The 13,624-nt window shown below is 69.5% G+C and carries 14 protein-coding genes; 4 read left to right on the top strand and 10 right to left on the bottom strand.

Going from position 1 to position 13,624, the window contains the following annotated elements; genetic code table 11:
• Positions 1–53 precede the first annotated feature (53 nt).
• The 9 genes from flgJ to flgB are packed head-to-tail and all read right to left on the bottom strand — an operon-like array spanning position 54 to position 7,548.
• On the bottom strand, positions 54–1,046 hold the full coding sequence (gene flgJ, locus HWX31_RS11790; RefSeq protein WP_174965934.1) for a flagellar assembly peptidoglycan hydrolase FlgJ: 993 nt from the start codon (positions 1,044–1,046) through the stop codon (positions 54–56).
• The gene (locus HWX31_RS11785) at positions 1,047–2,246 is read right to left on the bottom strand and encodes a flagellar basal body P-ring protein FlgI (protein WP_174965935.1); all 1,200 of its coding nucleotides are present in this window, start codon (positions 2,244–2,246) and stop codon (positions 1,047–1,049) included. It abuts the gene before it with no gap.
• Positions 2,240–2,929 (bottom strand): flagellar basal body L-ring protein FlgH, encoded by a 690-nt coding sequence (gene flgH / locus HWX31_RS11780; protein ID WP_174965936.1) that lies wholly within the window; start codon positions 2,927–2,929, stop codon positions 2,240–2,242. The genes HWX31_RS11785 and flgH overlap by 7 nt, the downstream gene beginning before the upstream one ends.
• A gap of 21 nt (positions 2,930–2,950) precedes the next feature.
• Positions 2,951–3,739, bottom strand: coding sequence for a flagellar basal-body rod protein FlgG (gene flgG, locus HWX31_RS11775; protein WP_059760151.1), 789 nt, complete (start codon positions 3,737–3,739; stop codon positions 2,951–2,953).
• A gap of 28 nt (positions 3,740–3,767) precedes the next feature.
• Entirely contained in the window at positions 3,768–4,526 is a 759-nt protein-coding gene (locus tag HWX31_RS11770; RefSeq protein ID WP_174965937.1) for a flagellar basal body rod protein FlgF, read from the bottom strand.
• A 20-nt stretch (positions 4,527–4,546) separates the two neighbouring features.
• Positions 4,547–5,785 carry a flagellar hook protein FlgE gene (gene flgE, locus HWX31_RS11765; RefSeq protein ID WP_174965938.1) on the bottom strand — a complete coding sequence of 413 codons (1,239 nt, stop codon included), beginning with the start codon at positions 5,783–5,785 and terminating at the stop codon, positions 4,547–4,549.
• Between the two features lie 27 nt (positions 5,786–5,812).
• Positions 5,813–6,562, bottom strand: a complete 750-nt coding sequence (locus HWX31_RS11760; protein ID WP_174965939.1) for a flagellar hook assembly protein FlgD — start codon at positions 6,560–6,562, stop codon at positions 5,813–5,815.
• Positions 6,563–6,602: 40 nt separating this feature from the next.
• Positions 6,603–7,028 carry a flagellar basal body rod protein FlgC gene (gene flgC, locus HWX31_RS11755; protein WP_010090425.1) on the bottom strand — a complete coding sequence of 142 codons (426 nt, stop codon included), beginning with the start codon at positions 7,026–7,028 and terminating at the stop codon, positions 6,603–6,605.
• A gap of 31 nt (positions 7,029–7,059) precedes the next feature.
• On the bottom strand, positions 7,060–7,548 hold the full coding sequence (gene flgB, locus HWX31_RS11750; RefSeq protein WP_059616329.1) for a flagellar basal body rod protein FlgB: 489 nt from the start codon (positions 7,546–7,548) through the stop codon (positions 7,060–7,062).
• A gap of 204 nt (positions 7,549–7,752) precedes the next feature.
• On the opposite strand from flgB, the gene flgA reads away from it, so the two are divergent.
• From flgA to HWX31_RS11730, 4 genes are all read left to right on the top strand, one after another.
• Positions 7,753–9,102, top strand: coding sequence for a flagellar basal body P-ring formation chaperone FlgA (gene flgA / locus HWX31_RS11745; protein WP_175933916.1), 1,350 nt, complete (start codon positions 7,753–7,755; stop codon positions 9,100–9,102).
• A 103-nt stretch (positions 9,103–9,205) separates the two neighbouring features.
• Positions 9,206–9,544, top strand: coding sequence for a flagellar biosynthesis anti-sigma factor FlgM (flgM, locus tag HWX31_RS11740; protein ID WP_059611722.1), 339 nt, complete (start codon positions 9,206–9,208; stop codon positions 9,542–9,544).
• A gap of 76 nt (positions 9,545–9,620) precedes the next feature.
• Complete coding sequence (locus HWX31_RS11735; RefSeq protein ID WP_059612043.1) at positions 9,621–10,061, top strand: flagella synthesis protein FlgN; 441 nt, start codon at positions 9,621–9,623, stop codon at positions 10,059–10,061.
• A gap of 155 nt (positions 10,062–10,216) precedes the next feature.
• Positions 10,217–11,563, top strand: coding sequence for an SGNH/GDSL hydrolase family protein (locus HWX31_RS11730; RefSeq protein ID WP_175933915.1), 1,347 nt, complete (start codon positions 10,217–10,219; stop codon positions 11,561–11,563).
• A 107-nt stretch (positions 11,564–11,670) separates the two neighbouring features.
• Here HWX31_RS11730 and HWX31_RS11725 read toward each other — a convergent pair whose 3' ends face one another.
• Positions 11,671–13,521 carry a M24 family metallopeptidase gene (locus HWX31_RS11725; protein ID WP_174964753.1) on the bottom strand — a complete coding sequence of 617 codons (1,851 nt, stop codon included), beginning with the start codon at positions 13,519–13,521 and terminating at the stop codon, positions 11,671–11,673.
• Between the last annotated feature and the right edge of the window lie 103 nt (positions 13,522–13,624).

Genomic DNA, 13,624 nt, shown 5'->3' with positions numbered 1-13,624 from the left:
GTCCGAAAGGAGCGGGCGACAAGGGGGGGACGACGGCGGCGCCGGCGGCCCGGTCAGCCGATCTGCTGCATGATCGAGATGAGCTTCTTCGCGTAGTTCGGGTCGGTCGCGTAGCCGGCCTTCTGCATCCCGTGCGCGAAGCCCTCGACGCTGCGGCTCGCGCTCAGCACGCCCGCGTAGCGCGGATTGTTCTTCAGCAGGTTCGCGTAGTCGGTCATCGCGTGCTCGTAGGAGTCGTACGCGCGGAACTTCGCGACGACGCGGCGCGGCTCGCCGTTCACGTATTCGGTCGTCAGCGCCGACACCGTGCGGCCGGTCCAGCCCTTGGTCGCCTTGATGCCGAACACGTTGTAGCTCGTCGAGCCGTCGGCCGCGCGGATCTCGCGCTTGCCCCAGCCCGATTCGAGCGCGGCCTGGCCGACGATGAAGCGCGCCGGCACGCCGGTCGTCGCGCTCGCCGCCTGCGCCGGGCCGGCGAGCCGGTCGACGAATGCGTCGGCGTCGGGCGAGCCGCCCGCGCCCTTCACCGGCGGCGTCAGCGCGCTGCCCGCGGAATAGCCGCGCCCGCTCGCCAGCGTGCCGTTGCTGCCGGCCGTGCTCGCGTAGGCGCGCGCCATCGCGTTCATCGCGGCCATGCCGCCTTCGTTGCCGGAGATGCCCGCGCCGGCCATCCCGAGCCCGGCCGCGCCGGCGTCGGTCGAGCCGGCCGCGCCCGCGCCGAGGTTCGCGTTGCGCATCAGCTGCTTCATCAGCGCGTCGGCCACGCCGATCCCGCGCGACGACATGTGCTGCGCGAGCTGCTGGTCGAGCATCGACGTGTACATCTTCGACGTGCTCGAGTCGAACAGCCCGCCGTCGGGCGTCGCGTCGCGCATGCTCTTCAGCATCATCTGCGTGAACATCGCGTCGAACTGGCCCGCGACGAGCTTCGCGCCGGCCTGCGGCGACTGCTTGACCTGCGCGCGCAGCGCGTCGAAGCCCTGCACGTCGAGCGCGAAGCGCTGCGACAGTTCGTTCGCGTTGGAGAAGTTCGCGGAATTCGCCATTTAGATGATCTCCAGGTCTGCGCGCAGCGAGCCGGCCGCCTTCATCGCCTGCAGGATCGACATCAGGTCCGCGGGCGTGGCGCCCAGCGAGTTGAGCGCCTTCACGACGTCGGCGAGGTTCGCGCCCGCCGTCACCATCTTCAGCGAGCCGTTGTCCTGCTTCAGCTGGATCTGCGACTGCTGCGCGGCGACCGTCTGCCCGTTCGAGAACGGCCCCGGCTGCGACACGACCGGCTGCGTGTTGACGACCACCGACAGGTTGCCGTGCGCGACCGCGCAGCTTTGCAGCGTGACCATCTGGTTCATCACGATCGAGCCCGTGCGCGCGTTGAGGATCACCTTCGCGGCGGCCTTGTCCGGGCTCACGTCGAGGTTCTGCAGGCGCGCCATGAACGCGACCTGCTGCGCCGAATCGGCCGGCGCCGCGAGCTGGATCGTGCGGCCGTCGAGCGCGGTCGCGGTGTTCGGCCCGAAGCTGCCGTTGATCGCCGACACGATGCGCTGCGCGGTGCCGTAATCCATGTCGTTGAGCTGCAGCTGCAGCATCCCGTTCATCTGCGCGACCGCGTTCGGCACCGAGCGCTCGACGATCGCGCCGCCGGCGATGCGGCCCGACGCGAGCTGGTTCACCTGCACGCGGCTGCCGTTCGCGCTCGCGCCCGCGCCGCCCACCGCCATGTTGCCCTGCGCGAGCGCGTACACCTGCCCGTCCGCGCCCTTGAGCGGCGTGAGCAGCAGCGTGCCGCCGCGCAGGCTCTTCGCGTTGCCGAGCGACGACACGGTGACGTCGACCGCCTCGCCCGGCCGCGCGAACGGCGGCAGCGTCGCGGTGACCATCACCGCCGCGACGTTCTTCAGCTGCATGTTCGACAGCGACGAGCCGCCGCCGTTGGCCGAGCCGTTGTTGATCGAGATGCCGAGGTTCGCGAGCATGTTCGCGAGCGTCTGCGTCGTGAACGGCGTCTGCATCGTCTGGTCGCCGGTGCCGTCGAGGCCGACGACGAGGCCGTAGCCGATCAGCGGGTTGTCGCGCACGCCCTGGATCTGCGCGAGATCCTTCAGGCGCTCGGCGTGCGCGGCCGCCGGCACGAGCGCCAGCACGCAGCAGGCGGCGAGCGCGCAGCGCGCGGCGGCCAGCCGGTTCGAGCGGGCGAGATGGCGCATCATGCGCGCGAGCAAGGTACGCATCGTCATCACCACGGCGAAATGTTGAGGAAGAAGCGCTGCAGCCAGCCCATCGTCTCGGCTTCGTTGATGTAGCCCTTCGCCGAGTATTCGATCTTCGCGTCGGCGACCTGCGTCGAGAGGACCGAGTTCGCACCGGAGATCGTGTTCGGGTTCACGACGCCCGAGAAGCGCACGAACTCGTTGCCCTGGTTGATCAGCATCTGCTTCTCGCCGCTAACGATCAGGTTGCCGTTCGGCAGCACGTTGGTCACGGTCACCGTGATCGTGCCGTTGAACGTGTTCGCCGCGCTCGCGCCGCCGGTCGCGTTGAACTTGTTGCCGCCCGCCGCCGACAGGTTCGCCTTTGCGAACAGCCCGCCGAGGAAGCCGGCGGTCGGCACGTCGAAGTTGGTGGTGCCCGCGCGGTTGGTGTTCGCGCCGGACGACTTCGTCGCGTTGATGTTCTCGGCGATCACGATCGTCAGGATGTCGCCGACGTTGCGCGGACGCTGATCCTCGAACAGCGGCCGGCCCGCATAGCCCGGGTTGTAGATCGAGCCGGGCGCCTGCATCGACGGCGGAATCGGCGGCTGCGCCGACATCGGCTGCTGGATGATCGGCTCGCGGGGAATCTGCGCGCAGCCCGCGAGCGCCGCCGCCGCGAGCACGCAGGCGGCGCGGGCGGTGACGAACGGGAAGTGACGAACCTGCTTCATTGCGGCGACGAGTGATTCCGGTTAGCTCTTCATTTGCGTGACGTTCTGCAGCATCTGGTCGGAAGTCGTCACGGCCTTGCTGTTGATCTCGTACGCGCGCTGCGTCTGGATCATGTTGACGAGCTCCTGCACGACGTTCACGTTCGACGCTTCGACATAGCCCTGGTTGAGCGAGCCCGCGCCGTTCAGGCCCGGCTGCGACACGTTCGGCGCGCCCGACGACGTGGTCTCGGCGAACAGGTTCTCGCCCTTCGCCTCGAGGCCGGCCGGGTTGATGAAGGTCGCGATCTGGATCGAGCCGATCTGCACCGCGTTGTTCGAGCCCGCCTGCTTGACCGACACCACGCCGTCCTTGCCGATCGTCAGCGCGGTCGCGTTCTGCGGCACGGTGATCGCCGGCAGGACCTGGTAGCCGCTCGCCGTGACGAGCTGGCCCTGCGCGTTGGTCTGGAACGAGCCGTCGCGCGTGTACGCGTTCGTGCCGTCCGGCATCAGCACCTGGAAGAAGCCCGCGCCATCGATCGCGAGATCCTTCGAGTTGCCGGTCTGCTGCAGGCTGCCCTGCGTGTACAGGCGCTCGGTCGCGACCTGCTGCACGCCGGTGCCGAGCTGCAGGCCCGACGGCAGCTCGGTCTGCTGCGTCGAGTTCGCGCCGGGCTGGCGGATCGTCTGGTACAGCAGGTCCTCGAACACCGCGCGCGAACCCTTGTAGCCGTTGGTGCTGACGTTCGCGAGGTTGTTCGAGATCACGTCCATCTGCGCTTGCTGCGCGTTCATGCCGGTAGCGGCGATGTAGAGCGAACGGTTCACTTTGAATTGACTCCTTCGTTGGCTGGCGTCAGCTGAAATTGAGCAGCTGGTTCGCCGACTGCTCGTTCTGGTCGGCGGTCTGGATCATCTTCGACTGCAGCTGGAACGCGCGCGCGTTGTCGATCATCGCGACCATCGCGTTCACCGGGTTGACGTTGCTGCCTTCGAGCGAATTCGGCACGACGACGACGTCCGGGTCGGCGTCCGCCGGGTTGCCGTCGGCGGTGCGGAACAGGCCGTCGTTGCCGCGCGTGATCGTCGCCGGATCGGGATTGACGAGCTTCATCCGGTCGATCATCGCGACCGCGGTCGGCGGGTCGCCCGGCATCAGCGCGGACACCGTGCCGTCCTTGCCGATCGTCACCTCGGCATTCGGCGGCACCGAGATCGGGCCGCCGTTGCCGACCACCGGCAGGTTGCTCGCGTTGACGATCTGACCGTCCTGGTTGACGTGCAGGTTGCCGTCGCGCGTGTACGCCTCGCTGCCGTCGGCCAGCTGCACGGACAGCCAGCCGGCGCCCTGCACCGCGACGTCGAGCGGATTGCCGGTGCGCGAGATCGGCCCCGGCGCGAAGTCCGAGCCGGGCGTCGACGACAGCACGTAGGTGCGCGTCGTCGTCGGGTCGATCGTGCTGCCGTCGCCGAAATTCATCGGCACCGCGCGAAAGGTCGCGAGCTGCGCGCGAAAGCCGGTCGTCGACGCGTTCGCCAGATTGTTCGCGACGATCGCCTGCTGGTCGAGCGCCTGCGACGCGCCCGTCATCGCCGTGTATATCAGTCGGTCCATGGCTGCCGGTTATCCGCGCGTCAGAGGTTGATGACCGCCTGGTCGACGGCCTGCTGCGTCTTGATCGTCTGCGCGTTCGCCTGGTAGTTGCGCTGCGCGGTGATCAGGTTGACGAGCTGGGCCGTCAGGTCGACGTTCGAGTTTTCCAGCGCGCTGCCCTGCAGCACGCCGTGGTTCGTGCTGCCCGGCGCGGAAATCTGCGGCACGCCCGACGCGGAGCTCTCGGCGTACTGGTTGCCGCCGAGGTTCGTGAGGCCGTTCGGGTTGTTGAAGTTCGCGAGCGCGATCAGGCCGAGCGTCTGCGTCTGGCCGTTCGAGTAGTTGCCGGTCAGCTTGCCGTCCGCGCCGATCGTGAAGGTCGTCAGCGTGCCGCTCGCGAAGCCGTCCTGCGCGAGGTTGTTCACGCCGTCCTTGCCGCCGTACTGGGTCGTGCCGGTCAGGTCGAGCGTCAGCGGCTGCGGCGTCGCGGAGCCGCCGGTGGCCGGGATCGTGAACTGGAACTGGCCGGTCGTGCCGGTGACGGGCGCGACCGGCGTCGTGCTCGCGATCTGGCCCGACGTGTTGAACGCCACCGTGCCGAGGTCGGTCGGCGTCTGTCCCTTGACGCCCGAGTAGACTTCCCACTGGCCGGCCGTCGCGCTCTTCACGAAATACATGTCGACCTGCTGCGCGCCGCCGAGCGTGTCGTACACCTGGATCGACGTCGAGTAGTTGTACGACGTGTTGACCGTCGCGGAGAACGGCGTCGTGGTCGGCACCGTGTCCTGCGAGTTCAGGTTGAACTGGCCGGTGATCTTGGTCGTCGCGGTCGGCGCGAGGTTGGCGGTCGGCGCCTGCAGCGGCACGGTCGCCGCGGTGTTGATCACGCCGCCCGCGGTCGCGTTGTAGCCCATCAGGTTGCGGCCCTGCGAGTCGACGATGAAGCCGTTCTTGTCACGCTGGAACGTGCCGTCGCGCGAATACGTGACCACGCCGTTGTTCGACATCTGGAAGAAGCCGTTGCCGTTGATCGCGACGTCGAGCGCGTTGCTCGTCGTGTTGATCGTGCCCTGGCCGAAGCTCTGCTGCACCGACGCAATCCGCGTGCCGATGCCGATCTGGGTGTTGACCGACGTCGCGACCGAGTTCGCGTACATGTCCGCGAACTGCGCGGTGCTCGACTTGAAGCCGACCGTGTTCGCGTTCGCGATGTTGTTGCCGATCACGTCGAGCGCGTTCGACGCACCCGAGAGGCCGCTCAAACCCTGTTGATAACCCATTTCGGTCTCCGTTTCGTGGAAGCTGAATCAGTTGGTGGTGTTGCCGCCGTTCGACGACGCGTTCGGGAAAATCGACGCGACCTGGGTGAGCCCCACCGTCGTGCCGTTCGACAGCACGAGCCCCGCCGTGCCGTCCGCCTGCTTGATCACGCTCTGGACCTGCGCGGCCGTCAGCGAGGTCGCCGTATACGTCTTGCCGTCGCTGCCGACGTACTGCGCGGTGACCGTGTACTTGCCGTCCGGCAGCGTGTTGCCCGCCGCGTCGGTCGGCTTCCAGTTGAACGGCACGGTGCCGGCCGACTGCTTGCCCGCGTTGATCGAGTTGACGACCACGCCCGCGTCGTTCTTCACCGTGATGGTCAGGTTCGACACGTCGTTCGACAGCTGCACGCCGAACGGCGACGCCGCGCCGCCCTTCACCGCGACGCCGTTGCCCGGTGCGAGCACGTTCGAGCCGATCAGCATCGCCGCCTGCGTCTGCTGGCCGGCCGTGAGCTGCGTCGACAGCGACGTCAGCGACGTGTTGAGCTGCGCGATGCCGCTCACCGTGTTGATCTGCGCGAGCTGCGAGGTCATCTGCGAGCTGTCGACCGGGCTGGTCGGATCCTGGTTCTTCAGCTGCGTGACGAGCAGCTTCAGGAACGTCGTCTGCAGGTCGCTCGCCGACGTGGTCGACAAGGTGCCGGTGTTCGACACCTTGTTCGTGTTCATCGTGTCGGTCGGCAGCGTCGACGTGCTCGTGCCGTTGTCGCCGATCGGGGTGGAGGAGGATGCCATTCGGTCGTGCCTTCTGTCGGGTGAGAGGGGAGTCGCGTGCTCAGGTGCCGATCGTCAGCGTCTTCAGCATCAGCTGCTTCGCCGTGTTCAGCGTCTCGACGTTGGCCTGGTACGAGCGCGACGCCGAGATCATGTTCACCATTTCCTGCACCGGATCGACGTTCGGCATCTGCACGTAGCCGTTCGCGTCGGCGGCCGGGTTCGCCGGGTCGTAGGTCGACTTCATCGGCGACGGATCGTCGATCACCTTCGCCACGCGCACGCCGCCGACGCCCTGGCCGGACGCGGTGCGCGCGCGGCCCTGCGGATCGGCCGCGAACACGACCTGCTTCGCCTTGTACGGCTTGCCGTCGGGGCCGGTCGCGCTGTCGGCGTTCGCGATGTTCGACGCGGTGACGTTCAGGCGCTGCGACTGCGCGGACAGCGCCGAGCCGGCAACGCCGAAGATGTTCATCAACGAGGGCATGGAGGCTCCTTATGCTCGATGCGGATTGCGATCACGAGTTCGACGTGATCGCGGCGATCATCGCCTTGATCTGCTGGGTCATCACGGTCATCCCGCTTTCGTAGTGCAGTGCGTTGTTCGCGAACTGCACGCGCTCGACGTCGAGCTCGACCGTGTTGCCGTCGAGCGCCGGCTGCGTCGGCTGGCGGTACTGCGGGCGGCCGTAGTCGTCGGTCGGCCCGCCGGTCGGGATCAGCTTCGCGTTGCCGGCCATGTGGCCGGACGCCGTCGACGCCATCGTCATCCCGCTCGTCACGCCGGCCGGCTGCGCGAGCGGCAATTGCGCCGCGTTGCTCGGCGCGACGCCGCCGTTCACCTGTTTCAGCGAGCGGGCGAGCGTCGACGAGAAATCGACGTCGCGCGCCTGGTAGCCCGGCGTGTCCGCGTTCGCGATGTTCGACGACAGCAGTTCCTGCCGATAGGCGCGCACGTCGAGCGCCTGGCGGCCGAATGCGAATTCGGCATCGAGTCTGTCCAGCATGTGTGCGTCTCTCCGTTTGAAGCGCTGCACCGCTCTTTCGCCGCACGGCGGCCAAAGAGGCTTTTTTCCATGACACGCATGGTAGGCGGCGCCCGCAACCGGCAATCGGGCGAATAACGCGGCAAAGCCCCCCTCTATTCATCGTTTGCGCGGCGGCTCCGCTCCCTAGAATGCCAATCGGATCAACGGATCGAGGACACGACGATGACCGGCAGCGCACTTCGCAGCGACAACGGGCGACGGCCGCACGCGCGGCTGGCGTTCGCGCTCGCCGCCGCGCTGTGGGCGTGCGCCGCGACCGCGCTGGCCGCGGACGACGGGATGATCGTGATCCCCGGTCGCGGCGAGTCGGCCGAGACCGCGCTCGCGAACGCGAATGCGGCCGGCGCCGGGCGCCCGGCCGGGAACCCGAACCCGGGCGGGATGCCGGCGACGAACGCCGCGGAAGCGGCCGGCGCGAACCCGGCGATGAACCCGGCGGCGAATCCTGCAGCGAACCCGGCGGCGAACCCGGCGATGAATCCTGCAGCGAACCCGCCGGCAATCGCGGGCGGCATGCCCGCCGGCACGCCGGCGTACGCGCCGCGCGCCGCGGCGGCCCTGCCCCCGGCCACCGTTCCGGCGGCGCCGGCCGCACGCCCGCAGGCGCCGCTCCCGGCGCCCGCCCCCGCCCGCCTCGCCGCGCCGATGCCGGCCGGCAACCCCAACGCCGCTTACGGCGCAGCGCGTCCGGCTCCGTCGGCCGCCGCCGCAGCCGCCGATCAGGGCCGGATCGCCACGGTCGTCGCGGGCGAGCCCGCCGCCGCGATGCGCCCCGCGCTCGCGCCGCGCCAACCGGCCTGGCGCGCCAACACGGCCGCCGCCGCGCCGGCCGCACGCCCCTTCCCCGCCGCCGGCGCATCCGCCGCGGCCGCCATCGCCACGCCGCCCGGCCAGCAGGACCCCGACACGATCCGGCGCACGGCGCTCGCATTCCTCCAGCAGCAGATCGCCGGCCTGCCCGGCAAGCCGGCGGCGAGCGTCGCGCCCTCCTTTCCGCGCGGGCTCGCCGCGTGCACGACGCTCGAGCCGTTCCTGCCGACCGGCGCGCGCCTGTGGGGCCGCACGACGGTCGGCGTGCGCTGCGCGGGCGAGCGGCCGTGGACCGTCTACCTGCAGGCGAAGGTCACCGTGCAGGCCACCTATTACGCGGCCGCGCGGCAGATCGCGCCGGGCGAGGTGCTCACCGCGGCCGACCTCGTCGCGCGCGACGGCGACCTGACCCTGCTGCCGCTCGCGGTCATCACCGACCCGTCGCAGGCGGTCGGCTCGACCGCGCTCGCGCGCGTCGCCGCGGGGCTGCCGCTGCGGCAGGACATGCTGAAGAGCGCGGCGTCGGTATCGGCCGGCCAGACCGTGCGGGTCGTCGCGGCCGGGCCGGGCTTCACGATCTCGACCGAAGGCAGCGCGCTCGCCAACGCGGCGCCCGGCCAGTCGGTACGGGTGCGGATGGCGGCCGGGCAGATCGTCACGGCGATCGTCAAGGACGCCGGCACGGTGGAGATTCCGCTCTGACGGAACAAGATTCTGATTCTTCGGAGGATTGCGTCGCCCGCGAGGTGCTAAAGTTTGGCCCGGCCATGCCGTTATCTGGGTCAAACCGCACAGGAATGCCATCGTGAAAATCGATTCGACGCCTACCCCGAATACCCGCGCGCCTGCCGCTTCCGGCAACGGCGCAGCCCGCACGCAGGACGACGCGCCCGCCGCGGCCGGCCCGCAAGCGGGCGCCGCAGGCACGGCCGGCGGCGATGCGACCGTCAACCTGTCGGGCCTGTCCGGGCAGTTGCGCACGCTGTCGGCGTCCGGCAACGCGGACATCGACACGGGCCTCGTCCAGTCGATCAAGGACGCGCTGAGCAACGGCACGCTGACGATCGACGCGAGCAAGATTGCCGACGGCGTACTGAATACCGCCCGCGAGCTGCTGAAGCAGCAGCGTCCGCAGGGCGCCTGATCCGGCCCGCAAGGCCGGTCCAACCGGTTTGCCGGCGCGCGGCCCGTCCGCGCGCCGGCCTGAAGAGCGAATGGCGATGAGAGACGAGCTGCTGGCCACGGTCAACGACGAACACGCGACGGTCGAAGCGTTCGCGTCGCTGCTCGCCTATGAGGAAAAGGCGCTGACGACGCCCGAGCCGCTCGAGGCGCTGCCCGGCATCATCGAGAAGAAAACCGAGCTGATCGACCGGCTCGCGCAGCTCGAGCGCACCCGCGACACGCAGCTGTCCGCACTCGGCTTTCCCGGCGGCAAGAAAGGGATGGACCAGGCCGCCGAGCACGACACGCGCCTGTCCGGCAGCTGGCAATTGCTGCAGCAGGCCGCCGATCGCGCGCGCCGCGCGAACGCGAACAACGGCATGCTGATCCGCATCCGGATGGACTACAACGAACGCGCACTCGCGGTGCTGCGCGACGCACCCGCGCGGGTCGGCTTCTACGGCCCCGACGGCCGCGTGTCGGCGCTGGTGCGCTGACCGGCCGGCGGCCCCCGCGCCGCCGGGTTTCACCGTATCTCCACGCAGTTCACCGCTTTACCAGACCGGGCTCGAACCCGGCGCCCACGGTCCCCTCCAATACACGGCAGCGCAGCCGCGCGGCCGTCCAATCACAACAATCAGAAGAGGGCCTCATGCAACATTTCCGCATTCCCCTGTCGCACCGCATCGCCGCCGCCGCGGCGCTGGGCGCCGCGCTGACGCTCGCCCCCGCGCACGCCGCCGGCCCCGCGCCGCTGCCCACGCCGACCGGCGACATGTCGCTGTCGCCGGCCGGCCCCGACGTCGCGCCGCCGGCCGCCTCGACCGCGCCGGGCATGACGCCGCGCACCGCGCGCCGCGGCTCGGACACCTACACCTACCTGCGCTGCTGGTACCGCATCGACGCGGACCCGCTGAAGCCGGCCGCGACCTACGAATGGGCGCGCGACCCCGCCGGCGGCGACTGGTATCGCGTGTCCGGCTACTGGTGGGCGGACGGCATCACGCAGTGGAAGAACATGTTCTACAGCACGGCCACGCAGGACACGCTCGCCGACGTGTGCCGCAAGACGCTCGCCGCGAAGGGCATCAAGTCGGCGCTCACGCAGGCGGTCGCGGCCAACAACGCGCTGTCGTTCAACTACACGGTGTGGACCATCGATTCCGCGCAGCAGGACGCGCGCGTCAACAAGCTGATCGTGTTCGGCGACAGCCTGTCGGACACCCAGAACATGTACAACGCGAGCCAGTGGAAGCTGCCGAACGGCACGAGCTGGCATGCGGGGCGCTTCAGCAACGGCCCGGTGTGGGCCGAATACCTCGCGAACGCGCTGCGGCTGCCGTTCTACAACTGGGCGATCGGCGGCGCGGCGACCGACCAGCACCTCGTCGTGCCGGGCCTCGTGCAGCAGATCGACTCGTGGCGCGAATACATGGAGCGCGCGCCGGACTACCGGCCCGGCAACACGCTGTTCGCGGTGTTCGCGGGCGGCAACGATCTGGTGAACTACGGGCGCTCGCCCGAGCAGGCGGCCAATGCGGTGCGCGACAGCCTCGACCGGCTCGTCGCGGCCGGCGCGACGCGGATCATGCTCGTCACGCTGCCGGACGTGTCGCGCGCGCCGGTGTTCGCGACCCGCACCGACGCCGCGAGCGTCGCCGCGCAGGTGAAGGACTACAACCAGCGCCTCGCCGACGCGGCCGCCGCGCTGCGCGCCCGCTACGGCGCGACGCTGCGGCTCGAGGTGTTCGACGCGTACGCGCTGTTCGACGACCTGCTGAGCCACCCGGCCAAATACGGCTTCGACGACGCGAAGCGCTCGTGCCTCGACATTCCGAAGCCGTCGTCGTTCACCTACATGGCCGCGCAGACGCCGCGCGCGGACTGCCGCGACCCGGCGCGCTTCGTGTTCTGGGACACGCTGCACCCGACCACGCGCACGCACGCGTGGCTCGCCGAGCAGGTCGCGCCGTTCGTGCGCGCACGCTTGCTGAACTGATCGACGCGGGCGGCGGGCCGCGCGTGGCGCCAAGCCGCGCGCGTCCCGCCGCCTTCATCGGCGTCGCCGCCGCCGGGCCGGGCCCGCGGCGGCATCGCCGGCGTCGCTTACAGCAGCGGGCACGCCGTCACCTGCGTGCCGCGCTCGGCGCACAGCCGCTCGTAGTCGCGCAGGTAATCGCGCTCGTCGCCGGTCAGCAGGTCGAGATCGATCAGGTCCCAGTCGTAGCCGACCGCGACGAGATTCTCGAACGTCATCTTGTCCGGCTCCTGCTCGCTCGGATGGATGATCACGATGTTCTCGATCCGCACCCCGCCCTTGCCCGGCACGTAGATGCCCGGCTCGACCGAGATCACCGCATTCGGCACCAGGCCGTACTTCGAACCCGGCGCGAACCGCACCCCGCCTTCGTGCACGTGGATCCCGACGCCGTGCCCGGTGCCGTGGCCGAAATCATGGCCGTGATCGCGGCACACCTGCCGCACGGCCGCATCGACGTCGCCGCCCGACGCGTCTTTCGGGAACGATGTGACGAGCCCCTTGATGCACGCCTTCAGCGCGACCGTGTAGATCTCCCGCTGCCACGGCTGCGCGACCGTGTCCGGGCGGGTCCGGCGCAATACGACGCGCGTGCAGTCCGTCGCGAAGCCGCCTTCGTAGTACGCGCCGCTGTCGAGCAGCACCAGCTCGCCCTCCGTCAGCTCGACCTCCGGGCTCGCCGCCGTGTAGTGCGCGGACGCGCTGTTGGCGCCGTTCGCCGCGATCGTCGTGAACGTCAGCGCCACCGCCGAGCGCGCGCCGTATGCGTCGTTGATCACGCGGGCCAGGTCGTATTCGGAATGCCGCTGCCCCGGCTCGCCCGTCTTCGCCCAGCGCATCGCGTCGGCAATCGCCGCGGAGCTGCGCGCGAACGCGTCGCGGAACTGGCCGAGCACTTCCGGCGTCTTCGCGACCCGCATCGCCTCGACCGGGCTGAAATCGGCATGCGGCGCGTGCGGCCACACGCGGCTCACCGTGTCGACGAGCGCGCAGTTGACCGATTCGAACCCGTAGCACACGTGTTCGGCCACGAACTGCGCGAGGAAGCGTTCGAGCTCGTCGAAGTCGCGCCGGATCACCTGCAGCGCCGGATACGATTCGAGGTCGACCGGGCAACGGTCGCAGCCTTCCGGCAGGAACAGCACGACCTGCGCGCCGATCACGAACAGGAAGCCCAGGTGCGACGACGCATTCGGGATGTGATAGCCGCGGCTGTTCAGCAGATAGCCGAGGTCGTCCGCCAGGCAGGTGACGAACGCCGTCCTGCCTTTTGCCGCACCGGTGTGCGCGGCGAGCCGCTCGCTCAGCGTCGCGAGGTTCTGCGCGACGCTCACGCCGGTCATCGATTCCGGCAGCTCGAAGATCGGCCGCTCGACCACCCAGCCCGGCAGCGCGATCGCCCGGTCGATTTCGCGGCCGACGAGGCTCGTCCAGTCGAATTGCGCCGCCTGCGTGCTGTCGAGCAGCCGGTCGCGCTGCGCGACGCTGATCCGCAGCCCGTCATAGCCGACCCGCTTGAGCCGGCCCGCATGGGCGACGAGCCAGTCGGCCATCGCCGGCCACATCGACACGTTCAGCCCGAGCTTCTCGACGTGCACGCGCGCCGGATTGCACTGCTTTTCGGCCTGCAGGTGATAGCGGCCGTCGACGAACAGCAGGAACTGCGGCACGCCGAGCGCCTGCGCCGCCGCCGTACTGAGGAAGATGCCGGAGCCTGCCGAGCCGTCGAAGCCCGACAGCGCGTAGCGCTGGTTATTGCGACGCGGCAGGTACTCGGTGATGAATTCGTCCTGCGACGTGATCACCACAGCGTCGAGCTGCGCGGCGTCGAGCAGGCGCGACAGGCCTGCGTGTGTCTCGTCAACGGATGCATCGTAGGGGGGAAGGCCGGAGAAACTGTATTTCAGTTGATCGATCATCGGATGCCCACATTGTTCGTTGTTGTCGGAGGGAGCGCGCGCGGCGCGCGAACCCGCGGCCAGCGCGCCCCAAATTACCGCTCGACCAAAGTTACGTCAAGCT

The sequence above is a fragment of the Burkholderia ubonensis genome, assembly GCF_902833085.1.
GTDB classification, from domain to species: Bacteria; Pseudomonadota; Gammaproteobacteria; order Burkholderiales; family Burkholderiaceae; genus Burkholderia; species Burkholderia ubonensis.
This window is presented reverse-complemented; position numbering and strand designations above follow the sequence as displayed.

Bases quoted from the DNA above. Each gene is read 5' to 3' on its own strand.
- HWX31_RS11760 (WP_174965939.1), bottom strand. From the start codon at position 6,562: ATGGCATCCTCCTCCACCCCGATCGGCGACAACGGCACGAGCACGTCG.
- flgB (WP_059616329.1), bottom strand. From the start codon at position 7,548: ATGCTGGACAGACTCGATGCCGAATTCGCATTCGGCCGCCAGGCGCTC.
- flgA (WP_175933916.1), top strand. From the start codon at position 7,753: ATGACCGGCAGCGCACTTCGCAGCGACAACGGGCGACGGCCGCACGCG.
- flgE (WP_174965938.1), bottom strand. From the start codon at position 5,785: ATGGGTTATCAACAGGGTTTGAGCGGCCTCTCGGGTGCGTCGAACGCG.
- HWX31_RS11725 (WP_174964753.1), bottom strand. From the start codon at position 13,521: ATGATCGATCAACTGAAATACAGTTTCTCCGGCCTTCCCCCCTACGAT.
- flgC (WP_010090425.1), bottom strand. From the start codon at position 7,028: ATGCCCTCGTTGATGAACATCTTCGGCGTTGCCGGCTCGGCGCTGTCC.
- flgH (WP_174965936.1), bottom strand. From the start codon at position 2,929: ATGAAGCAGGTTCGTCACTTCCCGTTCGTCACCGCCCGCGCCGCCTGC.
- HWX31_RS11735 (WP_059612043.1), top strand. From the start codon at position 9,621: ATGAGAGACGAGCTGCTGGCCACGGTCAACGACGAACACGCGACGGTC.
- HWX31_RS11770 (WP_174965937.1), bottom strand. From the start codon at position 4,526: ATGGACCGACTGATATACACGGCGATGACGGGCGCGTCGCAGGCGCTC.
- flgJ (WP_174965934.1), bottom strand. From the start codon at position 1,046: ATGGCGAATTCCGCGAACTTCTCCAACGCGAACGAACTGTCGCAGCGC.
- HWX31_RS11730 (WP_175933915.1), top strand. From the start codon at position 10,217: ATGCAACATTTCCGCATTCCCCTGTCGCACCGCATCGCCGCCGCCGCG.